At 49.2% G+C, this 21,937-nt stretch carries 19 protein-coding genes and 1 riboswitch; of the genes, 15 read left to right on the top strand and 4 right to left on the bottom strand.

Translation table 11 applies throughout. The annotated features are described in order from the left end of the window. Positions 1-43 precede the first annotated feature (43 nt). The 3 genes from B0X71_RS18145 (at position 44) to ggt (ending at position 3,503) form a co-directional block, all read left to right on the top strand. Positions 44-862, top strand: a complete 819-nt coding sequence (locus tag B0X71_RS18145; protein ID WP_077590745.1) for an alpha/beta fold hydrolase — start codon at positions 44-46, stop codon at positions 860-862. Between the two features lie 181 nt (positions 863-1,043). After that, the gene (locus tag B0X71_RS18140; protein ID WP_077590744.1) at positions 1,044-1,601 is read left to right on the top strand and encodes a hypothetical protein; all 558 of its coding nucleotides are present in this window, start codon (positions 1,044-1,046) and stop codon (positions 1,599-1,601) included. A 183-nt stretch (positions 1,602-1,784) separates the two neighbouring features. Further along, positions 1,785-3,503 (top strand): gamma-glutamyltransferase, encoded by a 1,719-nt coding sequence (gene ggt, locus B0X71_RS18135; RefSeq protein ID WP_077590743.1) that lies wholly within the window; start codon positions 1,785-1,787, stop codon positions 3,501-3,503. Between the two features lie 48 nt (positions 3,504-3,551). Here ggt and B0X71_RS18130 read toward each other — a convergent pair whose 3' ends face one another. Continuing rightward, positions 3,552-4,040, bottom strand: a complete 489-nt coding sequence (locus B0X71_RS18130; RefSeq protein WP_232336739.1) for a C40 family peptidase — start codon at positions 4,038-4,040, stop codon at positions 3,552-3,554. A 172-nt stretch (positions 4,041-4,212) separates the two neighbouring features. Between B0X71_RS18130 and B0X71_RS18125 the strand changes: the two genes are divergently transcribed. From B0X71_RS18125 to B0X71_RS18090, 8 genes are all read left to right on the top strand, one after another. Next, positions 4,213-4,581 (top strand): RNA polymerase sigma factor, encoded by a 369-nt coding sequence (locus B0X71_RS18125; protein WP_077590741.1) that lies wholly within the window; start codon positions 4,213-4,215, stop codon positions 4,579-4,581. An 83-nt stretch (positions 4,582-4,664) separates the two neighbouring features. Continuing rightward, positions 4,665-6,110, top strand: coding sequence for an IS66 family transposase (gene tnpC, locus B0X71_RS18120; RefSeq protein ID WP_077590740.1), 1,446 nt, complete (start codon positions 4,665-4,667; stop codon positions 6,108-6,110). 156 nt (positions 6,111-6,266) lie between these two features. Next, positions 6,267-6,482 carry a hypothetical protein gene (locus tag B0X71_RS18115; RefSeq protein ID WP_077590739.1) on the top strand — a complete coding sequence of 72 codons (216 nt, stop codon included), beginning with the start codon at positions 6,267-6,269 and terminating at the stop codon, positions 6,480-6,482. 238 nt (positions 6,483-6,720) lie between these two features. Further along, complete coding sequence (locus B0X71_RS18110) at positions 6,721-7,521, top strand: ABC transporter ATP-binding protein (RefSeq protein WP_077590738.1); 801 nt, start codon at positions 6,721-6,723, stop codon at positions 7,519-7,521. Next, positions 7,514-9,172 carry a hypothetical protein gene (locus B0X71_RS18105; protein WP_077590737.1) on the top strand — a complete coding sequence of 553 codons (1,659 nt, stop codon included), beginning with the start codon at positions 7,514-7,516 and terminating at the stop codon, positions 9,170-9,172. Before B0X71_RS18110 ends, B0X71_RS18105 begins: the two co-directional genes overlap by 8 nt. A 336-nt stretch (positions 9,173-9,508) precedes the next feature. After that, a complete protein-coding gene (locus B0X71_RS18100; RefSeq protein WP_077590736.1) occupies positions 9,509-11,698 on the top strand; it encodes a sensor domain-containing protein in 2,190 nt (729 codons plus the stop codon). A 62-nt stretch (positions 11,699-11,760) separates the two neighbouring features. Beyond that, positions 11,761-11,848, top strand: a riboswitch (cyclic di-GMP riboswitch). Between the two features lie 121 nt (positions 11,849-11,969). Further along, positions 11,970-12,776: an amidase gene (locus B0X71_RS18095; RefSeq protein ID WP_232336738.1), complete on the top strand. Its 807-nt coding sequence runs from the start codon at positions 11,970-11,972 to the stop codon at positions 12,774-12,776. A 506-nt stretch (positions 12,777-13,282) separates the two neighbouring features. Continuing rightward, complete coding sequence (locus B0X71_RS18090; RefSeq protein ID WP_077590735.1) at positions 13,283-14,719, top strand: carbon starvation CstA family protein; 1,437 nt, start codon at positions 13,283-13,285, stop codon at positions 14,717-14,719. A gap of 135 nt (positions 14,720-14,854) precedes the next feature. Here B0X71_RS18090 and B0X71_RS18085 read toward each other — a convergent pair whose 3' ends face one another. Next, entirely contained in the window at positions 14,855-15,181 is a 327-nt protein-coding gene (locus B0X71_RS18085; RefSeq protein WP_077590734.1) for a heme oxygenase, read from the bottom strand. 163 nt (positions 15,182-15,344) lie between these two features. Between B0X71_RS18085 and B0X71_RS18080 the strand changes: the two genes are divergently transcribed. Next, positions 15,345-16,754 (top strand): tetratricopeptide repeat-containing diguanylate cyclase, encoded by a 1,410-nt coding sequence (locus B0X71_RS18080; RefSeq protein WP_077590733.1) that lies wholly within the window; start codon positions 15,345-15,347, stop codon positions 16,752-16,754. Positions 16,755-16,780: 26 nt separating this feature from the next. Here B0X71_RS18080 and B0X71_RS18075 read toward each other — a convergent pair whose 3' ends face one another. Then, a complete protein-coding gene (locus tag B0X71_RS18075) occupies positions 16,781-17,965 on the bottom strand; it encodes an MFS transporter (RefSeq protein ID WP_077590732.1) in 1,185 nt (394 codons plus the stop codon). Between the two features lie 272 nt (positions 17,966-18,237). Here B0X71_RS18075 and B0X71_RS18070 point away from each other — a divergent pair, with 272 nt between their 5' ends. Continuing rightward, positions 18,238-18,432 carry a hypothetical protein gene (locus B0X71_RS18070; protein WP_077590731.1) on the top strand — a complete coding sequence of 65 codons (195 nt, stop codon included), beginning with the start codon at positions 18,238-18,240 and terminating at the stop codon, positions 18,430-18,432. A 38-nt stretch (positions 18,433-18,470) separates the two neighbouring features. Here B0X71_RS18070 and B0X71_RS18065 read toward each other — a convergent pair whose 3' ends face one another. Next, positions 18,471-19,169 (bottom strand): Na-translocating system protein MpsC family protein, encoded by a 699-nt coding sequence (locus B0X71_RS18065; RefSeq protein ID WP_077590730.1) that lies wholly within the window; start codon positions 19,167-19,169, stop codon positions 18,471-18,473. A 357-nt stretch (positions 19,170-19,526) separates the two neighbouring features. Here B0X71_RS18065 and B0X71_RS18060 point away from each other — a divergent pair, with 357 nt between their 5' ends. Both B0X71_RS18060 and B0X71_RS18055 read left to right on the top strand, forming a co-directional pair. Next, positions 19,527-20,468 carry a formylglycine-generating enzyme family protein gene (locus B0X71_RS18060; RefSeq protein WP_077591074.1) on the top strand — a complete coding sequence of 314 codons (942 nt, stop codon included), beginning with the start codon at positions 19,527-19,529 and terminating at the stop codon, positions 20,466-20,468. Positions 20,469-20,571: 103 nt separating this feature from the next. Further along, positions 20,572-21,894: a sulfatase family protein gene (locus B0X71_RS18055; protein WP_077590729.1), complete on the top strand. Its 1,323-nt coding sequence runs from the start codon at positions 20,572-20,574 to the stop codon at positions 21,892-21,894. The last annotated feature ends 43 nt before the right edge of the window (positions 21,895-21,937 follow it).

The raw sequence follows: 21,937 nt of genomic DNA, 5'->3' as shown, positions 1-21,937 counted from the left end.
CAAGACGGAACAGCCCGTTATCAAAAAAACGAGGAGTGGTACCGTGAAAATCGAACAAAAGGAAGTGCAGGCAGGCGAACATAAAATAGCGTACAGAACGGCAGGTTCCGGACCGGAAACAATCATTCTCATGCATGGCATCCCATCCAACTCATTTGAATGGATTCATGTGATGCCGCAATTGGCACAGAAGTATACCGTGATCGCACCGGATATGGTCGGTTTCGGCGCATCCGAGCGGGCAGGCCGGGAAGCGCTGACGCTTCCGCTTCAGGCGATGCATGTTCTGGCGCTTATGGAAACGTTGGGTATTCCGGAAGCGCACGTGGTCGGTCATGACCTTGGCGGCGGTGTCGCACAGATACTCGCGGTGAATTTCCCGGAAAAGATCAAGAGCCTTGTCGTCCTCGATGGTGTCGCATTCAATAATTGGCCGCTCCCGAGCGTTGTGGCGCTCCGATACCCGACCGCGCTGGAATTCGAGTCACCGGTGCTGTTCATCGAAAAATTCTTCCGGGTCGGGCTGTTCCATCCCGAACTGCTGACGCCTGAAGTGCTGGAACACTTCCTGTCACCGTTTGATCACCCCGGTGGACTAGCGGAACTGCAGGAAGCATCATTCGCACTGGACCATCATCAGACAGAAGACATCGTGCCAAAACTGGCGCAACTGAAAATGACTGCAACTTTCCTGTATGGTCAGTTTGACCGTTACCTGCCGCCGTATTGGGGGCTCAAACTTCAGGAGACGGTGCCTGGTTCAACGTTTAAAGTATTGCCGGAAGCCGGTCACTTCTCAAACCTGGATAATCCGTTGCTCGTGGCGCAGGAAATCCAGGCGCATTTGGACAGAGTCAAGTAAACAGAGGACAAGAGACGCACCGCTGGGAAGCCCGGCGGTGTTTTTTGTGATGCATTACTTGCAGCTAGAGCTGCCCCAAAAAACATTTTTCATCAAAAGAATACAATGAATTAATTGAAAAAATAGAATATTAACAAAAAATTCTGATAAAATAAGAAGAGGAGAAAGGAGGGCTCCCATAATGATGTATGAAATTGTGCTATTTTCTCACATCCTCGGGACGGTGCTGATGTTTACGGCAGTAGGGATCACCTTGACGGCCATGGCAGCGATGCTGAAAGCGGAGAAGACAGAAACGCTCCGGATCTGGTCGGCCATGGCGGTGAAGATGGATGGACTGCTGCCACTCAGCACGCTGCTGATCCTGTTGCCTGGTCTCTACCTCGTCATTACGACATGGGGCTGGCAAATGGCATGGATCAATATTTCATTGGCGCTCCTGGTCGGAATGAGTGTTGCGGGTCCGGTGATCAACCTGAAGCGGCTGAAGCGGATTCTGGAAACTGCTGAGAAATCAGATGAATTGAGCCCTGGACCGGAATTGACGATGCAAGTCCGGGATCGGACGCTTTGGAGTTCAGTGCTGACAATGACGATGATGACGGTGGCGATTCTGTTTTTGATGACGGTAAAGGTTGGACTCGTTGGATCGCTTACGGCTATTGTGCTGGCATTGCTTGTGGGGCTGACAGCAGCACAGCTGTTGCTGCACCAAAAAGCAGCCGTGGAAGTATCTTGAAACTGCATAAAAAAGAGTTCTCCGGCTCTTGGCCCGAGAACTCTTTTTTGGTGTCTATATAACTTAAGAACCGTACTTGAAATTTTACATTCGCCCTTGTTGGGGTATGGAAAAAAGACAGCAAATCGGACAGTTTGTTCCGACGGTGGGGGACTGAATTTAATGAAAGAGGTGGTTATATAGATGGGACTGGATAAAATTTTTCAAAACCAGAAATCGGGTAAGCGTGAAGCGCATCAGCAGACAGCAAGCGGAAGCTATGGCATGGCAGCCAGCGCTTCTGCAGAAGCGACAAAAGCGGGGGAACAAGTATTACGCGACGGCGGAAATGCAGCAGATGCCTTGATTGCCATGCAGTTTGCATTGACGTCCACCGAAGGGATCAACACCGGAATTGGCGCCAGCGGTTTTTTGACATATTACGATAGCGAACAGAGTGAGACAAAAGTGATGAACGGACATTCCAAGGCGCCGGCTGCTGTTACGTCTGACTTGTTTCTGGATGAGGACAGAAATGTGATCCCATTTGACGAGCGTTCGACCAGCCCGCAGGCGATCGGTGTACCGGGAATCATGAAACTGATGGAAACGGCACATAAGCGCTATGGGACGATGCCGCTTGACCGTCTGATAGATCCGGCTATTAAGCTGGCAGAGAAAGGATACCGGGTGAATGCACTTTGGGAGCGGACAATTGAGCAATTCCGCTACCGTATGGGGGAGGAAGCGAGAAAAGTTTTCATGCCAAACGGAAATCCGCTGAAAGAAGGCGATACTGTAAAGCAGCCTGACTTGGCAAATGCGTTGAAAATCATCCGGGATAAAGGATTCGAATCTGTTTATGAAGGGGAGATTGCGGATGCAATTGTTGCGGCGGTGCAGGATCTTGGCGGACAGATGACGAAAAAGGATTTGCTGGATTACCAGGTAATCGTCGAAGAGCCTTTATGGAGCGGTTACCGGGAATTCAACTTTGCTTTCCCGGTTCCGCCGGATGGCGGCGGATTCGCAGTAGCACAGCTTCTTAAATTGCTTGAACCATTCAATATTGACCAGTATGACCCGCGTGCCTGGGAAAAATATTTTCTTCTGGCGGAAGCGATGCGGTTAACGCAGTCGGATCTGGCGGCTTATATCGGGGATCCGGACTTTGTCAGCATTCCGCTGGAAGGTCTTCTGCATCCGGATTATCTTGAAGAGCGGCAAAGCCTGATCAATTTCAAGTACCGCAGCGAGCGAATGGAGTTCGGAGACCCATGGAAATACCAGGACGGAAAACCGAACAGGCTGATCAGACAGGAATCAGCTGAACAAGGAATGGAAACCACTCATTTTACGGCAGTTGACTGCTGGGGCAATGTGGCAGCCTGCACATCATCCATTGAACGGATGTTTGGTACCGGCATTATGGTGCCGGGATACGGCTTCCTGCTTAATAATGACCTGACTGATTTCAGCCCGAAACCGGGAGGCGCTAATGAGCCGGACGGCAGCAAACGCCCTGTCAGCTCTAAATCGCCCACAATCGGTTTTCATGATGGCAAGCCGTTCTTTACACTCGGTTCACCGGGCGGGTTCACCATCATCGCTTCTGTCCTTCAGGTGCTGCTGAATGTCGTGGATCACAAGATGGACTTGAAAGAAGCGATTGCAGAACCGCGTATCTATATCAGTGCAGATCTATCAGTCCAGTGGGAAGACGGAATCGCTGAAGCGGCCAAGGAAAAACTGAACAGCATAGGTTATAAAGTAGACACTGGCTACAAGGTGAAAACGTCCGACTCCAGAATCGGGGATGTGCAGGCGATTTTGATCAATCCATCAACTGGATACATGTATGGCGCCGCCGATTCACCGCGGCCAGGAATGGCAGGAGGACCTGAGGAACTGCCGAAAAAATAAGAGATGGAACAGTAAAGGCCGCAGAATCTTTCTTCTGCGGCCTCTTTTTTATTTTTTAACCGGCGCTTTCCGGGCACCCATGTACTTCGACTTCCAGTAGGCATCTGTCGTTTTCTGGATGGATACCCCTTTGGATAGCGTCACAGCGATGAATTTACTGTTGCCGAGATAAATGCCGACGAATGTCACAGCTTTTTTGCCGTCATTTTTCGTATCGAAGAACACGAGATCTCCTGGCACGGGTTTCGTTGTTTTAATGCCGGTTCTGTACATATCTTTGCTGGTTCTTGGAAGTTTGTAGCCGTACTTTCCATAGACGTGCTGGACGAAACCGGAGGCATCGAATCCTTTGACCGTTGTTCCGCCTGCTTTATATGGCGTGCCCATCAGGCTCTTGGCATACGTGATAACCTTGGATTCCTGTTGCTGGGTGACGGCTGCTGCCTGACTTCCTGCGGCGGCGGAAACCGGAATGGACCCGCAGGCGACTGAAGCGGCAATGACAGCGGTAAAAAATGCTTTTGATGTTTTGTTCACAATAATAAACCCCTTTGCTCTTTTGTTTTTTTGTTACACCTATAAAACGGACGAAAACGAAAAATGCAACATCTTCTGAAAAATAATTCAGATTTCGCTGTTTTTCATGCGATCTAATGCCGCTGTTGGACGTTTATTAAGTGAACGGCAAAAAAAGGAGGGGTAATTGGTAGTGGAGGCGCGTTTCATTGCACTGTATGATGAGTACTTTGATGATGTTTACCGGTATATTTACGCGAAGCTCGGGAACAAATGGGATGCGGAAGACGTGGTCAGTGACACATTCCGGAAAGCATACGAAAAGAGGCATTGGCTGGAGAAGGAACCGAATCCGAAAGCCTGGCTGCTGACCGTCGCGCGCAATACCGCCATTGACCATTACCGGAAGAAAAAGGGGGTTCCGATTGGTGACCAGCTGGATTTCCACTTGGTTCCCGTCCCGTTTTCCGATCCGCTTGAACAATGGGATGAACAGGAATGCCTGAAAAAAACGTTGCTGTGCCTGCCCTCTGAAGAAATGGAAATCATTAATCTTCGGTAACTACTTAGGTATGCCTCAAGTTTAACTTTCTGTGCAGCGGGTATCGATTCCCAATTTCACTTATTGAAAGCGGGGTGCCAATCATGAAGCTCAGCCCGGAAGAGATCAAAGCAATCAGTCACAGTACGCCCGAGGAGATCGAGAAGGTCCTGACGGGTCTTTGTACATACATTGAAAAACTGGAGACGAAAATCGACCAACTGGAAACCCGGGTACAGGATCTCGAGCGGCAGCTTGGCACAAACAGCCGCAACAGCAGTAAACCGCCATCTTCCGATGGTTTCCGGAAACCGAAAAGCCTTCGGAAGCCGGGCGGCAAACATGGAGCCCCGAACGGACATAAAGGGCATACGCTGAAGATGAGTGCAACACCGGACGAAGTGATCGTCCATGAGCCGGAAATCTGTACACACTGCAGTTATCTGCTAGGAGAAGTCCCTGTCCATAGCTGCAAAAAGAGACAAGTATTGGACCTGCCGGTCCCCCGCTTAATCTATACCGAGCATCAGGCGGCTGCCAAGCGCTGTCCGAACTGCCGGCACGAGGAGTACGGATCGTTTCCGCAGGAAGTGAAAGCGCCTGTCCAGTATGGGGATGGCGTGCAGGCCTGGACCGCTTACCTGAATATGTACCAGCACCTCCCGCTGGAACGGATCTGCCAGCTGTTCAATGATCTCACGGGCCACCGCCCGAGCGAAGGCACTCTCCTTGCAAGCCTCGAAAAGCTCTCGGACCGGCTGGAACCGCATGAGCAGACAATCCGGGTTCGCCTGCTGGACAGTCCTGTCGTTCATGCGGACGAGACCGGGATGTCGTCCGACGGCCGCAGGAACTGGCTCCATCTCATTTCGAATGCATGCTGGACGCTTTATCACATCCATCCCAAAAGAGGGAAAGAAGCGTTCGATGATTTCGGTTTCCTCACCGCTTATAAGGGGACGGTGGTCCACGATTTCTGGGCCTCCTACTTCAATCCGGCCTACAAGGCAGCGCATGCCCTGTGCGGTTCCCATCTGATCCGGGAATGTGAAGGGATCACTGAATACGATGGGCATCGGTGGGCAGCTGAGATGCAGACTCTCCTGCGGGAAGCACTGGCGGTGAAGAAACAGGCCACAGAGGCCGGAAGGCCGGTCCCGGAAGAATCAGCCGGCGCGATTGAATTCAGGTATGATGAGATTCTGGAAAACGGAGCCGGTGAATGGCGGGTGCCGCCGCCTCCGAAAAACCCCGGTGAGCGCGGAAAGCACAAGAAGACCAAGTCAGCGAATCTTGCCGAGCGGTTCGTTCTGTACAAGGCCGATATCCTGCGGTTTCTTCGGGATGGGCAAGTTCCTTTCGACAACAACCAGGCTGAACGGGACGTGCGGATGATGAAGGTCAAATCAAAGGTTTCCGGCCCTTTCCGCACGGAAAAAGGGGCTATTCAATTCGCCCGGATACGCGGGTTCATTTCCACTGTCCGAAAACAAGGGAAGAACCTCCTTGAATCACTCATTTTGGTGAACCAGGGACGTTTCTCTTTTTAAGAACCTAAGTAGTTACAATCTTCGCTATTTTGCCAATATGCGTTTTAAGGAAATTGCCGGCATCCTGCAGCTGCAGGAGAATCTGCTGCGGGTAAAGTCCGGCCGGATCGTAAAAAAAATCGGGCTGATCATTAAAAAGTGTCTGGGGGAGAACGGATGAACGCCGAACAGACTGAACGGCTGCTGAAACGCGCCTGTGCCATGATTGAAGTGGATCAAGAACTGAAAGTCCGGCTGAGAGCGGCACTGCTGACACGCCGAACAGAGGAAGATAAAACGAAACTGGCTGCGGGCTGGCTGCTCCGGGCAATTGACAGCCTTTCCATGAAACCGCAGCCGAGCCTCCGGGTAAGCATTGCACCATGGCTGTAAGCCTCAACCTGCCGGCAAAAGTCCGACAAAGACATCCTGCTTAAAAAACTTAAAAAACAGCTGTTTCCGTTATGCCATGAACCTGGTGTTCATGGTGTTTTTTGTTTTTGCCGGGAAGTCTGCTGTTTTTCAGCTTTCATCCTCTTTTTGCTGAAACTGGAACTGGTATAATAATAGAAGAGAATGAAAATTTTAACTTATGATATGGTTGCAGCATAACCAGAAACGAGGTGCACGCATGGATACTGCGCACGAAACAATCCTGTCAATCCGAGACTTGAAAATGAATTACGGCGGGAAGCGGGTACTGAACGGAGTGAATCTCGAAGTGCAGAAAGGCCAGATCATTGGATATATCGGACCAAATGGCGCGGGCAAAAGCACGACTGTCAAAATCATGCTTGGACTGATTGACCGCTATGAAGGCGAAGTGGAGATATTCGGCGTAAATGTGGCTGCCGGCGATCCGTTCTACAAACGGAGAATCGGCTACGTGCCGGAGAACGCTGAGATTTACGATAACCTGACAGCCGGCGAATACCTGCTGTTCACAGCGGAACTGTACGGAATGGAAAGAGATGCGGCAAAGGAAAAAGCGGTGCGCCTGATGCAGGAGTTTGAACTGGAAGGTGTCATTAACTCCCGGCTGTCTTCGTTTTCAAAAGGGATGAAACAAAAAGTGCTGATCATTGCGAGCCTGCTGCATGATCCGGATCTGCTGTTTCTCGATGAACCGCTGAGCGGTCTGGATGCCAACAGCATAGCTGTGATCCAGGAAATTCTGGCCCAGCTGGCGGCGCAGGGAAAAACGATTTTCTATTCGTCGCACATCATGGATCTCGTGGAAAAGATCAGCAGCCGGATCGTCCTGCTCGTTGGGGGAGAAGTCATTGCGGACGGGACATTCCAGGAATTGCAGGATATGAGCAAGGAAGGGACGCTGACCGGCATTTTCAATCAGTTGACCGGTTTTACTGAACATCGGAATAAAGCCCAGTCATTTGTATCGATTGTTCATGGAGAAGATGCCCATGGGTGAATTCCAGACGCTGAAACTATTGGCGAAACTGCGCTGGCTCTTCAGCAGGCTTGGGATTGACTACCGGGCAATGGAAATCATTCTGCGCATGAAATTTACGATGGACGGACGGAGGACGCCGTCGGTCTTTAATGATGCGCGCCGGGAAAAAAAGGGCAATCAGTTTCTGAAGTCCCTATGGATCTATGCATTATACAGCCTCATCCTGATACCGGTCATTTCGACGGATATCAGTTATATGTATAACATGAGCATTGCGTTCGCGCTTCTGCTGTTTGTGCTTACAACAGCGATGATCGCGGATTTTTCATCAGTCCTGCTGGATGTGCGGGACCGGAATATTCTTCAGACAAAGCCGGTCAGTCAGCGGACGGTCAGCGCTGCGAAAATTGTCCACATCCTGGTGTATGTCTCCTTCATAACGGGTACATTTTCGGCAGTCCCGCTCATTGTCGGACTGGTGCAGCATGGCATTGGATTTTTGCTGATTTTCCTCGTGGAGATCGGGTTGGCAATGCTGCTATCGGTCGTTGCAACTTCTCTTCTGTATTTGCTCGTCCTGCGCTTTTTGGACGGTGAACGGCTGAAAGATATCATCAATTATGTGCAGATTCTGCTGTCGGTCGCTGTTGTCGTCGGATATCAGGTGCTGGCCCGATCATTTGAATTTACGGATATGAATGCAGTGTATGAATTCAGCTGGTGGCACGTGCTTCTGCCGCCCCTGTGGTACGGGGCGCCTTTTGAGTTGCTGCTTGCCGGCAATACTGCCGGGTATGTCCTGCTGTTCTCCGTGCTGTCGGTCATGGTACCCCTTGTGGCAGCAGGGATTTACCTGAAAGGCATGCCGTCATTTGAGCGGAATCTCGAAAAACTGATGAGCAGCACAGCCGAACGTAAACCGAAGAAAAACCGGCTTAACCGGACATGGGCGTTCCTGCTGTGCCGGACAGAGGAGGAGCGGGTGTTTTTCCGCTTTGGGGCACTTCTTATGAAGCGGGAGCGGGAATTTAAGCTGAAAGTATACCCGGCACTGGGCATGGCGCTCGTCTTTCCATTTCTCTTTCTGTGGAATGATCCGGGTGCCAGCGGATTTGCCGCTGACCGGACGGGCAATGGGTACCTGACCGTTTATTTCAGCAATTTTATTATTCCGAATGCCTTGCTGATGCTGAAATTCTCTGAGGGTTATAAAGGCAGCTGGCTGTTCAGGGCTGCGCCGGTCCGGCATGAAGGAGCTGCATACAGCGGTGCACTGAAGGCATTCATTGTTCTGCTGTACTTGCCGGTGTTTTTATTGTTGAGCGCCGTCTTCATCTGGCTGTTCTCTCCGGAGATTATCCCTGGGTTGATCGCAGTTTTTCTCAGCGCTGTGCTGCAGGTTTTGCTGACGCATCATTTTATCCGGGATGAAACATATCCGTTTTCCAGGTCCTTCGAATTTGCCCATGAAGCGAATGGCGCAAAAATGTTCGGACTCGGACTGATAACCGGCGGCTTTGCACTTGTTCATCTTGTATTCGTGATGATTCCTTTCGGCAATTACCTATATGCCGGCGTATTGGCCGTAGCTGTGTTCATCGGGTGGCGGGGGATGTTTCCTGTTGCTGAAAAACGGAAGCACCCGGCAAAACAAGCGGAAGCCGGTTGATGAATGTGATGATTATTAAATCCGGCGAACTCCAATATGAATAGATCAGCTGAGCAATTAAGCTGGTAACTTGAAACAAAGACCGGCATTCACGAATGCCGGTTCTTTTTGTTATCTTTCTAAGGTCCTTTGCAATATATAAAACACGAAGAAACAATATGTTTAAAATTTACACTTCTCAATGAGTAAACGCTTCTGTATAATTGGTTAAATTAGTACTTTTAAGCTAATTTAGATAGATAAAAATTATAGTCAAAATACTTAATATGTTCGGGGAAATAAAACGTAACTGCGTAGCAAACGCTATTGTTAATTTCAGAAAAGACAGGTGAAAAAATGGAATCTTTACTCCGCTCGGATTCACTGTTCGACATCTATAAGTCACTGTTCGATTACAACCCGGACGCCTGTTATGCTCTGAATGCGGAAGGTCAGTTCCAGTTGTTCAATGAAGTGGCGGAAGAAACAACGGGTTACATGGAAAAGGAAGTGATTCAACTTCCATTTACAGCACTAATCGATGAAAAGTTCCTGCCTGAAACGATGGCGCTTTTTCAGCGGGTACTGCGGGGCAGCCGGGAGCAATTCGATACGATCATTAAAGCAAAAGACGGAAGCGGAATTGAATTGTCCATCACAGCTGCACCGATTTACATAGACGGCGAAGTGAAAGGCATCGTCGGGACAGCCAAGGATGTAACGGAGAGAAACAACCTCGAACTTCTGCTGAATGGACAAAACAAAGTGCTCGAAATGATTGCGCAGGGAGAACCGCTTTCAGCCGTGCTCGACCGGATCATCACCATTGTGGAAACCATTTCAGAAGGGGCACTGGGATCCATTCTGCTGACAAATGAAGAAGGTACCCATCTGAACGCAGGCACTACACGAAACCTTCCGAATGAATATGTGAGAATGATCGATAACATGCCGATCGGTCCGGATGCAGCTTCATGCGGAACGGCAGCTTATTTAAACTGCCGGGTCATTTCAGCTGATATCGATTCTGACCCCCGCTGGGCCTTATATAAAGAAGTGCCGCTCAAACACGGGCTGCGGGCCTGCTGGTCTTCGCCGGTCCGGGACAGTCAGCGGAAAGTGCTTGGTGTCTTTGCAATCTACTACACAAGCAGCCGGACACCGACCACAACGGATATGCAGATCATTGAGAAAGCGACGCACCTGACAAGCTTGGCCATCCAACATTACCGGGCGGAAGAACAGATTAAGTTCATGGCTTTTCATGATGCACTGACCGGTCTGCCCAATAAACAGCTATTCAATGAGCGGCTGACGGAAGCGATCAGCAGGTGTAAAGCGACTGCGGAAGAGACGGTTGTCCTGCTGTATATGGATCTGGACCGTTTCAAATTGATTAATGACACGCTGGGCCACAACGTAGGAGATGCCCTTCTGAATCAGGTGGCCAGGCGAATGGAGGCATGCATCCGAAAAACTGATACGGCTTCCAGGCAAGGTGGCGATGAATTTGCGATTCTTCTTGAAGGAGCATCGAAAAAAGAAGCGACAATTGTCGCTGATCGCGTGCTGAATGCTCTGGCCCGCCCTTTCGAGGTGGGAGGGCATGAAATTTTCATCACACCGAGCATCGGCATTTGTCTGTACCCGCCGGATGGCAGCTGTCCGGAAGAGCTGATCAGAAAAGCGGACCTTGCGATGTATCAGGCGAAAAAAGAAGGTAAAAACAATTTTCAATTCTACGACGAATCCCTTAACAGTCGGATCTATGACCGGCTGCAAATTGAAAATGAGCTTCGGAAAGCCATTGATTCAGAGCAGTTTTCTCTCCGCTATCAGCCGATTGTCGATTTGGTTTCAGGGCAGCTGGTCGGTGCCGAGGCGCTGACCCGCTGGGATCATCCCGAACTTGGCAGCATCCCGCCTGACCAGTTCATCCCGATTGCAGAAGAAACCGGTCTCATCCTTCCGCTTGGCGAGCGTATTCTGCGGATGGCATGCAAAGAGCTGAAAAAATGGCAATTCGCCGATACTGAACGGTTCACCTTGGCTGTAAATTTGTCGATCCGGCAATTTTATCAGCCGAATCTGCTGAAAATCATCCAGGGAATCCTGCGGGAAACGGAAACTGATCCGACCAGGCTGACAATCGAAATTACAGAAAGCATGACGATGAACGTAAAGAAAGCGAGTTCCATTCTGTATCAATTGAAAAGTATGGGCATCAACATCTCCATGGATGATTTCGGGACCGGATACAGCTCGCTCAACTGCCTGAAGGAATTCCCGATTGATCATTTAAAGATCGACCAGACATTCATCCGGGAAATTTCCGGGACGAATGGCAATAAAAATATTGCAGCGACGATTATTTCAATGGCCCATACCCTTGGCATGAAAGTTATCGCAGAAGGCGTGGAGACAGAAGAGCAGCTTCACTTCCTGAAGCAGCATAATAGCGATGAAGCACAGGGATACCTGTTCAGCAAGCCGCTTGCTGCAGGAGAGTTTCATCTGCTGATAGATAAAGGCTTTGTATACAGCTGAAAAACGGGCTTAAAACATAAATTACCTGCAGGCCGGTAACACGGATCCATTATCTTTAAACCAACTGAAAAAGGCAAACTTCTCCGAAAGGAAAGGACGCAAAGCCGCGAACCTAACCGCCGGTCGGCGTACGGAAGTCAGGCTGCCAGGTTCCCTTCAGGAGTCCGGGATCTTGAAGGGAGGAAAATTGAATATGCGCACAATCGTGATGGTTTGTGTTTTAGCTTTCTTGTGTACTGGCATAATCACGGAAGGAGCAGGAGGGGCCCAAGTGGAAGCTGCAGCAGCCGAAGACCGGGCGACCTGGCTCTGGAACCCGTGGATGTTCGTGGAGGATGAATCCGGAACGCTCGCTTTTCTGGCAAGTAAGGAGCTGAATAAAGTCTATGTACAGATCGATCAGGAAATGCCGGCGGATGCCTATCGCAGTTTCATTGCAGAAGCCGGCGTACAAGGCATACAGATTTATGCGCTGGACGGGGCGCCGAATTGGGTGTCACGGAAAGGCTATGTCCAGCAGGACCGGCTGATGACCTGGCTGCAGCATTACCAGGCCGGCTCTGCATCTGCTGAGAAATTCGCCGGCATCCATCTCGATGTTGAGCCGTATCTGTACAGCGACTGGGCATCGAACCAGGCGGCTACTGTTAAGTCTTATCAGGCCTTGCTCAGCCGGGCAGCGGATAACGCTGCAGCACTCAGCCTGCCGATCGAAGTGGATATGGCCTTCTGGTTTGATGAGATTTCCTATAAAAATCAGTTCGGGATTGGGATTTTGGCGGAATGGGTCATTGCGGCGACTGACAGTGTCACCATCATGGCTTACCGGGACAGCGCCGCGCTTATCGGTGAATTTGCGCGCAATGAAGTTGCATTTGCAGGAAAACACGGAAAGAGCCTTGTTATTGGAGTCGAAACCGGACAGACCGCAGAAGGCGCATACCTCTCGTTCTTCGAAGAAGGAGAGGCCTATATGAACAAACAGCTCTCGTTAGTCCAGCAACAATACAACGGCACAGCAAGCTATAACGGCATCGCGGTTCATCATGTCGGCAGCTGGATGACGATGAAGCCGTAGAAGCTGTATGGTATAACTGAAAGGCACGTCCGAAGTATTCATTCGAACGTGCTTTTTTTCGTTTAGATGTTTCCGTCTTTTTTGCAGCTTGGACGGCATTCCCGCTGACCAGCGCTGTAATCGTAAAATTTCTGCAAAATGCATCGATTTCCGCCTTGCTCAAATAAAAAGAGTAAATCGAGACAAATAACGGTTTACCGTTGGAGGACAGTGGAATTTGGGGCTGGCTGCATCGCTCTTGGTACGTGCCATTCACTTGATTGCGAAAATGAAAAGACCGGAAATCAGTTGATTGATCAAATTGAAAATTAATCCGTTCCAATGCCTTCTGTTGAAAAACGCCCCCACTTCCATACGATGAAAACGCTTTAACGCCAAGGGCTCGCGCCACTTTTCACAAAAAGGAAAAAGAATTTTATTACTTGTTAGAAAAGTGTATACAATGTCTGCCGCCTTTGTTATCCTAATATTATTTTCAGCGAGAGATACAGAAGGAGGCCACGGACATGGCAACATTTTTAGGTGCAATTGCATTATTGATAATCGGCTACATGGTTTACGGGAAGTTTGTTGAACGGGTGTTTGTGGTCAATGACGATACACCCACACCGGCATACACAAAACGGGACAATCTCGATTACGTGCCGATGAATTGGTGGAAAGGCAACTTGATCCAATTACTGAATATCGCAGGACTCGGTCCGATCTACGGCGCAGTGGCAGGAGCGCTGTACGGACCGGTCGCGTTTATCTGGATCGTGGTCGGCTGCATCTTTGCAGGCGGCGTCCACGATTATATGTCTGGCATGATGTCACTCCGCCACGGCGGCGCGCAGTTCCCGACGCTGGTCGGCAAGTATTTAGGCAAACACATCCGGACATTCATCAATGTCCTGTCACTTGTACTCATGCTGCTGGTGGCGGCTGCTTTCACAGCAGGCCCGGCGCAGCTCATTTCACAAATCACCCCAATCAGCTTCATCGTGGCTCTCAGCCTGATTTTCGGTTATTTTATCCTGGCCACGGTTTTACCGGTGAACCGGATCATCGGCCGGATTTATCCGCTCCTCGGCGGCATCCTGCTGATCATGGCGATTGCCGTCGCAGTGGCGCTTGTATTTTCGGGTAAGCAACTGCCGAATCTGACGCTCGACAGCCTGCATCCGGCTAACCTGCCGCTCTGGCCGCTGCTGATGGTCACCATTTCATGCGGTGCCATCTCCGGCTTCCATTGCACACAGAGTCCGATTGTGGCCTGTACGATGAAGAAAGAAACAGACGGACGTAAAATTTTCTACGGAGCGATGATCATTGAAGGAATTATCGCACTTGTATGGGCAGCCGCAGGGATGGCCTTCTTCAATGGAACGGAAGGACTCGCAGCGGCGCTCGAAGCCGGCGGGCCATCCGGTGTGGTCAATGAAATCTCGACATCGCTTCTCGGCACAGTCGGCGGCATCCTGGCCATCTTCGGTGTCATCATCCTGCCGATCACGACAGGCGATACAGCGCTTCGTTCATCGCGTATGATTGCGACAGATATCCTGTCGAAATTCATGAATATGGACGGCAAGATGAAGGTCCTGCTCGTGACAATTCCATTGGCAGTTCCGACATTCTATATGGCGACAATCGACTACACATTCCTGTGGCGCTATGTCGGCTGGACGAATCAGGTCGTCGCGACGGTCATGCTGTGGACCGCTGCGATGTACTTATTGAAACTGCATAAACAGCACTGGATTGCAGGTGTTCCGGCAAGTTTCATGACCGGCGTTGTGTGCACGTACATCTTCTATGCGCCGGAGGGGCTCGGACTCGATTACAATCTGTCGGTCATCATTGGTGCAACACTCACTGTCCCGGTTGTCCTGTGGTATGCAGCACAGATCATCAGACACCGCAAAGTGAAGCAGAAAAACAGCGGACTCAATATAGCTTAACGCAGAACCTATCCTCTCATGTGCGAGAGGATGAGTTTTTACAACGATTAGGATATCCATTCTTCAGTCAGGCCTATACAATTGAAAAATCTCCCCCTGCAGAAGGTGCAGGGGGAGATTTTCAGGTCCGGTTATTTATTTCGCTTCAAGTACAGCCGCCACTTTCGCGATTACAAGTTCACTTCCGAGCATCGGGGATTCACCGCCGCCTTCACCGGAAGGGCGTCCGCCTTTATGCGCTTCCCGAAAGGTGTCACTGTTTTTCCAGGCTTCGAAGTTTTCAAGCGTTTCCCAGTACATATTGACATTCAATTCATCATGTTCTTCCACGTTGTCCCGAACCGTAACTTCAACTTTTACGAAGCCATCCATTTCCTGAAGCGGGCCGGGTTTTGCAAAACGGGGAGCCATTTTCTCAGCAAAGCCTTTTTTCGTCCGAATGCGGTTTGTTACTACATACATAATGATAAATCTCTCCTTTCTGTCTCTAACCAAGTCTATCATACTCCCTTTTTCAGTCTCTCTCAAAATATTTTAAACATTCTTGTTTATAAAGGACTAATTATAGGGTATCATTAGTTAGGTATATTTTCCTGTATAAGAAGAAGTGTAGGGAGTGCGGATGATGAAGAAACAAGAACTGGCAGTTTTGCAGCAGAAGATTGCTTCCCTGCGTGCCGAAGGGAAGTACAAAGAAGCGATTGAAGGCAGTTATGAACTTCTGGAATCTGCCATGGACCAACATGACCACCGGGCCATGATGACGGCCTATGTGGTCAGCGCTGCTTCCTACTACAGCATCGGCGATATTAAAGAAGCATTCCGTAATATTGAAGCGCATCGGGAAGTCTGTGCCCGATACGGGACAGACGAGGACTTTCTGGATCTGTATCACATTCTGTTTCTGCTTTATGAGCACAATAAAGATTTTGGAAAAGCAAAAGAAACATTGAAAAAGAGTATTAAAATTGCCAGACAGCTCAGCAAAGAAGATGTGTTGAGCAGCAGCTATGGCAATTTTTCGCATCTCCTGCTGGCGGAAGGCGAGTTTACAGAAGCGCTCCGTATGGGCCAGGCGGGGCTGGAGGCAGCCAGGAAGCATCTGCCGCGGAGCGGGATACTGGAAATTCGGGTGAAACTGAATATTACGCGTGCCTATATCGAACTGGGCGAGTATGAAAAAGCCTGGCCGCATATCAACGAGATGGTGACAAGTCTGCTGCTGGATTCATTCAGCCGGGAAAAAGCGCAGTCCCGGGACTTGCTGGGGTTTTGGTATGCCCGACAGCAGCGGTACGCTGAAGCATTTATCGCATACACCGAAGCAAAAGAACTTGCAGCGAGCTATGGTGATATCTATTTGCGTAAAGCGATACAAGAAGAACGGATCCGGCTGAGCGAAGCAATGGATGATATACGGCTGGCTTATGAAGTGCAGAAAGAATACATTTCCCTGTTGGAGGAAATCAGCCGCCAGGAGCTGTCACTCGCTTCGATGAAGTTCAGTTTGCAGCACCGGGTGGAAGAGATTGAGAAAAAAGCGAACACGGACCACCTGACCGGATTGTATAATCGGACGTACTTAGAGGCGGCCGTGAACCGATGGCTCGCCGATGCAGCAGAGACATCGACAAGCGTCGTATGTATTGCGTTCGATATCGATAATTTCAAACAGATCAATGACGAGCACGGTCACCTTTTCGGAGATGAAGTGATCCGGCAGGTGAGCGAGGCGTGTGTAGCTGTGTTTCGCCGGAACGATTTAATTGGCAGGTATGGCGGTGATGAATTCATCATCATATTGTATAATGCCACATTTGAAGCGGGCATGAAAAAAGCGGAGCGGCTGGCAGAAACACTCCGCAACCTGGAAATCGAAAAAAATGGGAAGACAGCGACTGTTACGGCAAGCATCGGGGTGTCGGATAATGGAGAAGGAGCGGTTACCACGTTTGATGAGCTGTTTCACAACGCAGATATGGCACTGTACCGGGCAAAGGATGACGGCAAGAACCGGGTCATTTCCAGTTACTGAAGCCGAAAACCGGCAATGAGCTCACTTCAGCTCATTGCCGGTTTTTCTTTTCGTCCGTGCAGCATATAGTAAAGCGGTACAGTGGCCAGGACGACGGCTCCTAAAATTGCGTATAACATGCTGTAACTCGTCTGGGAAATCAGGAAACCCTGGAGATAAGGCCCAAACCCGAGGCCTGCATCCATGAAAATGAAAAACGTTGACGTGGCAAGTCCGAAACGGTGAGGCGGTGTCAGTTTGACGGCGATTGCCTGTGTTGTCGACTGTATATTGCCGAATCCGAGTCCGATCAGTGCCCCGGACAAGAGCAGCAGCACGCTGCCATCTGCCGAACTTAGCAGGAGCATACCGGCTGCAAGGATGAAGAGTGCCGGATACATGACAACATTTGCGTTTTTCCGGTCCATCAGCCTGCCGGTGAACGGGCGGGACAGCAGAACTGCAATAGCGTAGACAAGAAAAAAGAAACCTGCCGCTTCCACCAGGTCCAGCTCAATGGCATAAAAGCTGATGAATGATAACACACTGCCATAACAAAACGAAACGGCAAGCGTAATACAGGCGATCGGAACGGCGCGCGGCTCAACAAAACTTGAGAACTTCAGTCCTTTCGGCGCATCCATGACAGCTGCGGGATCCGCTTCAGTCACTTTCAGGAAGAATGCCAGTACTAGGCCGATCGCTTCGAACAGCAGGCAGAGGACGAACAGCAGCTGAAACGTGAAGTGCTGTGTCATAAACAGGCCGATGAACGGACCGACGGCAGTTGACAGCGTCGTGCTCATGCTGAAATAACCGATCCCTTCCCCTTTTCGGGCATCCGGTATGATCTGTGCCACGATTGTACCGGTTGCGGTGCTTGCAATCCCGATTGAAATTCCATGAACAAAGCGGGTGAACAGCAGAAAAGCGATATTCAAATCGATGAAATACAGAAAAGTGGCAGCGATAAAGCAGGACAGTCCGATAAACAAAATCCGGCGCCGGCCGAATGAGTCAATCACACGGCCGGTCAGCAGCCGGCCAGTCAGCGCACCAATAATGAAAATGCCGGTAATGAGTCCTGCCTCACTCGTTGAAGCGCCGTAAGCATCCACTGCGTAGACAGCAATTGTTACCATGAGCAGATAGAAAATGAGTGCCAGGATGAAATTAATGGAAGAAACAATGATAAAATCTTTCGTCCATAACCGGGGAGCGGATTCAGTCATAAAGAGTTCCTTTCTGCATAAAGTGTGAGTATTGGGTAAGGCTACCAGAATCTGCGGATGAAAGAAAGACGGGAAGAAGGAGAAGGGAAGGGCTTCCCTTTATCGATTCAACAAAATGCGTTATACTGTTTCGGGTAAGCGGGAATTTAAATTTTATGTTCTGGTGTCCTATTGCAGACAATAGCGCTGTCGATAACGCCGAAAAGAGCCTGGCAACAGGCTCTTTTCGGCGTTTTTTATTTATATTCTGAACGGAAAGGAAGGATCGATTAATGGATTATTTCATTGACCATGTTCAAAAGAAAATCCACCGAAAACTCTATGCGGGAGACCGGTGCGGCTTTTTAAAGACACCGGTCGAGCAGCGTGAATTCACGGCTTCCTCTTCCTATGTAAACAGTCTCCGCGGAGAGCAGCGGTACAGCGAGTGCCCGCATTGCCAATCGCCGCCATTTCTGAATACTTAACAAAAATCGTCCGCCGTCAGCTGGCGGGCGACACTCTTTTAATCAGCGGGTTCACCATCAAGGATGAGAACCATATAGCTGATATCCCCTTCAAAATCCCAATCAACAAAAACCTCACTGATCTGCCGGTCAAGCGCTGTTTTAAGTCGGCCGGTAAAAACTGAGCTCCGCTCAAGCGGCCGCTTGGCGCTTTTGAGTATTTCACCATGTCCGAGCCGGATCAATTCCTTTTCGATCGGCACAAGAATATCCTCCCGGACGATTAAAACAATGCGGTCGTTCATCCAGTAGATTGCTGTCTCGCCCGGTGTTTTTTCCACAACAGCGCTTGCCTTGTTCATTTCTTTCAGCACGAGCTCCCTGCTGATTCCTCCCGGCCAAGCCAGCGTTTCTTCTGCTGTTTCTTCATCGAGAATGCCGAGGACTACGCCGGTTTTGTTTTCAAGGTTCCAGTCGCTGTAAATGTCCAGGACATCCAGTCCCGCCTGTTTCCATAAATCGATTTTCACTCTGGATTTCAGTTCATCCATCAGTAAATCCCGGATCTCCAAGATTCGTTTGGTCTCCTTCTGATTCAGCAAAATCCGTTCAGTAGGAGCCAGGAATCCCCGGAGGTGGACGAAGAAGAAAGGCGGTTTGATGATGACATAAGCCGATGTAGGACCTTTTCCGAAATGCTCCCGCAGCAAGCCGGAAATGTAGTTGCCGACTTCTGCGGCAAGTTTCTGATTACTCATTATGGGGAAGCATCTCCTTTGTCCGTACAGAGTTTTCTTGTCTGGTAAGGACAATTATAGAGGAACCAAAATAGAAGTGCGAATATTTCTATAGCGTGCCGCTAAGCAAGGTTGTTCTGTGGACTAAAAGTAAAAAGCTGAAATGGGGAAAAGTGCTTGTTAAATTTTCCACTCTTTTCAAAAGCGGCTATTCATACAAAAACTTCGGTTAATTTAGCGGTTCGGGAAAAACAATAGGACAGCTGGCTCAAGTAATAAATATTCTAATAATTTGACTTTTAATTTAAATTAATAGGGTATACAATCAAGTTTGTACAATAATAAGTGGAAAGGAGGAGAATTTTGCTGAACGATGAAATGAAATCTTGCTGCTCAGCAAGCAGATCACAAATAAGCAGTAAAGACATAATCAAAATTGAACGCATTGCTGCCGCTTCAGAGGAGAAATCAATCCGCTTTTATGAAAAGATGATTTTTATTGAAGGTGGAGAGTTCCTGATGGGAACTAACGATCAGGAAGGGGTTGAAGCGGATTGTGAGGGTCCGGTGAAAAAGGAGAGAGTGAATTCTTTTTATATGGACAGCCATGTCGTGACAAACGAAGAATTTAGGCAATTCATCCAGGAAACCGGTTATAGAACAGAAGCGGAAGGGTTTGGGTGGTCTTTCGTCTTCTATCAATTTATCTCTCCTTCACTAAATGCAGTGATGCAGCAGGTAACAGGAACACCGTGGTGGTTTGCAGTCGAAGGCGCTTACTGGTTTCAACCGGAAGGACCCGGCTCAACGATAGAAAATCGGATGGATCACCCGGTCATTCACGTGTCCTGGAATGATGCCATGGCGTTTTGCAATTGGGCAGGCAAACGGCTGCCGACTGAAAAGGAATGGGAATTCGCCGCTCGCGGAGGTTTGGAGCAAACTAAATACCCGTGGGGAAACGAATTGATTCCTGAAGATAAGCATCATTGCAATATCTGGCAGGGGAAGTTTCCGACTGCTAACACAATGGAAGATGGCTATGCAGGGACGGCGCCGGCCCGTTCATTTCCTCCGAATGGATATGGATTATACAATATGGCCGGAAATGTGTGGGAATGGTGTACGAATGCCTTTACGCCAAGTCCGGAAGCTGTACTGCCTGCCGGACAAGAGCCGAACAGAGCAATGCGGGGAGGGTCTTATCTTTGTCATGAATCCTACTGTAACAGATACCGGGTAGCGGCTCGTACTTCTAATACAATCGACAGTTCAGCGGGGAATATCGGTTTTCGCTGTATCTCAGACCAATTGCTGTAATCGACTGGTTTTGTTACGTTGGATAAGAATCTTATGACCACTTTTAACCAATATGGTTAAAAGTATAAGGGTTCAGATTTTCAGATAAAGTGATTAAAGGAGGATGTCTATTTTGAAGAAACCGAATATCTTGATGGTGATTTCACACGACACAGGAAGACATTTGGGCAGTTACGGCAGAAAAGTGGAAACACCTGAACTGAATCGGATTGCAGAAGAAGGTATCCAATTCGATAATTATTTCTGCTCTCAGCCGCAGTGCAGTCCCAGCCGGGGCAGCATCCTGACCGGAATGTATGGGCATAACCACGGACTGATGGGGCTGACGCATCTCGGTCATACAATGAAAAGCGATATTAAAACCATCCCTTCGGAGATTAAAAAAGCGGGCTACAGCACGCAGCTGTTCGGCTTTTTCCATGAATCAATAGATGGAGAATACACGGGAGAGAAGTTGGGCTATGACCGTGTCGTTGAAGTGCCAGGAAATGCGGCCGAAAAAGTAACAGACAAACTGGAGGATTTCCTGAACGAAAAATCCCGTTCTAGGGATGAAACGCCGTTTTATGCTTCAGTTGGTTTTGAAGAGACCCACCGGCCATTCGATCATTTTGAACCGGACCCGGTTGATTCAGTGGAAGTGCCGCCTTATTTGCCGGATACAAAAGAAATCCGAGAAGACATTGCTCATTTCCAAGGGTCTATAAAAGAACTGGACCGGGCGATTGGCCGGATCAAAAAAGCATTGGAAACGACCGGGCTGGATGAAAATACCATTTTGATCTATACGACAGATCATGGAATCGCTTTTCCCAGAGCGAAAGGAACGTTAATGGACGCCGGCTTGGAGACAGCGCTGATCATGAAATTTCCAAAAGGAATGGTGAAAGCGGGTGGCAAAGCGGATGCCCTGTTGTGCAATATTGACTTAATGCCAACAATATTGGAGATTGCCGGAGGAGAAATCCCGGACGAAATTGATGGTTATAGTTTTCTTCCTTTGATAAAAGAAGAACAGTATGAATCGCGGGACCACTTTTTCTGTGAACTTACATGGCATGACCGCTATCATCCGATGAGAGGCATCCGGACTAATTATTATAAATACATCCGGAATTTTGCGGACGGTCCGAAAGTGTATCTGCCTTTTGATATCCATGAGAGCCTGTCCGGCCAAGTTGTCAGGGATGGATATTACGTAGCGAACACCGAAGAGGAATTGTACGACCTTGAACAGGACCCGCTTGAAGAGGTTAATCTGGCGGGAGACGAAAATTATAAGCATGTCCTGGAAGACCTGCGGGGTAAAGTGGAACAATGGATGCATAAAACAAACGATCCATTACTGAAAGGTCCAGTGCCGGGCATGGAAGCTGCGGAATGGAAAGAAGAAATTAAAAAAGGAACTGTCTATAGAGGAAAGTAACGCAAAACAAAAGTGGAAGCGGGAGAAAAAATGCTTAAAACGT

This window comes from Planococcus lenghuensis, from assembly GCF_001999905.1.
Lineage (GTDB): Bacteria > Bacillota > Bacilli > Bacillales_A > Planococcaceae > Indiicoccus > Indiicoccus lenghuensis.
The sequence above is the reverse complement of the archived record's forward strand: the minus strand, read 5'-3'. Positions and strand labels throughout refer to the sequence as shown.

Bases quoted from the DNA above. Each gene is read 5' to 3' on its own strand.
- B0X71_RS18140 (WP_077590744.1), top strand. From the start codon at position 1,044: ATGATGTATGAAATTGTGCTATTTTCTCACATCCTCGGGACGGTGCTG.
- ggt (WP_077590743.1), top strand. From the start codon at position 1,785: ATGGGACTGGATAAAATTTTTCAAAACCAGAAATCGGGTAAGCGTGAA.
- tnpC (WP_077590740.1), top strand. From the start codon at position 4,665: ATGAAGCTCAGCCCGGAAGAGATCAAAGCAATCAGTCACAGTACGCCC.
- B0X71_RS18115 (WP_077590739.1), top strand. From the start codon at position 6,267: ATGAACGCCGAACAGACTGAACGGCTGCTGAAACGCGCCTGTGCCATG.
- B0X71_RS18110 (WP_077590738.1), top strand. From the start codon at position 6,721: ATGGATACTGCGCACGAAACAATCCTGTCAATCCGAGACTTGAAAATG.
- B0X71_RS18105 (WP_077590737.1), top strand. From the start codon at position 7,514: ATGGGTGAATTCCAGACGCTGAAACTATTGGCGAAACTGCGCTGGCTC.
- B0X71_RS18100 (WP_077590736.1), top strand. From the start codon at position 9,509: ATGGAATCTTTACTCCGCTCGGATTCACTGTTCGACATCTATAAGTCA.
- B0X71_RS18090 (WP_077590735.1), top strand. From the start codon at position 13,283: ATGGCAACATTTTTAGGTGCAATTGCATTATTGATAATCGGCTACATG.
- B0X71_RS18085 (WP_077590734.1), bottom strand. From the start codon at position 15,181: ATGTATGTAGTAACAAACCGCATTCGGACGAAAAAAGGCTTTGCTGAG.
- B0X71_RS18080 (WP_077590733.1), top strand. From the start codon at position 15,345: ATGAAGAAACAAGAACTGGCAGTTTTGCAGCAGAAGATTGCTTCCCTG.
- B0X71_RS18075 (WP_077590732.1), bottom strand. From the start codon at position 17,965: ATGACTGAATCCGCTCCCCGGTTATGGACGAAAGATTTTATCATTGTT.
- B0X71_RS18070 (WP_077590731.1), top strand. From the start codon at position 18,238: ATGGATTATTTCATTGACCATGTTCAAAAGAAAATCCACCGAAAACTC.
- B0X71_RS18065 (WP_077590730.1), bottom strand. From the start codon at position 19,169: ATGAGTAATCAGAAACTTGCCGCAGAAGTCGGCAACTACATTTCCGGC.
- B0X71_RS18060 (WP_077591074.1), top strand. From the start codon at position 19,527: ATGAAATCTTGCTGCTCAGCAAGCAGATCACAAATAAGCAGTAAAGAC.
- B0X71_RS18055 (WP_077590729.1), top strand. From the start codon at position 20,572: ATGTCTATTTTGAAGAAACCGAATATCTTGATGGTGATTTCACACGAC.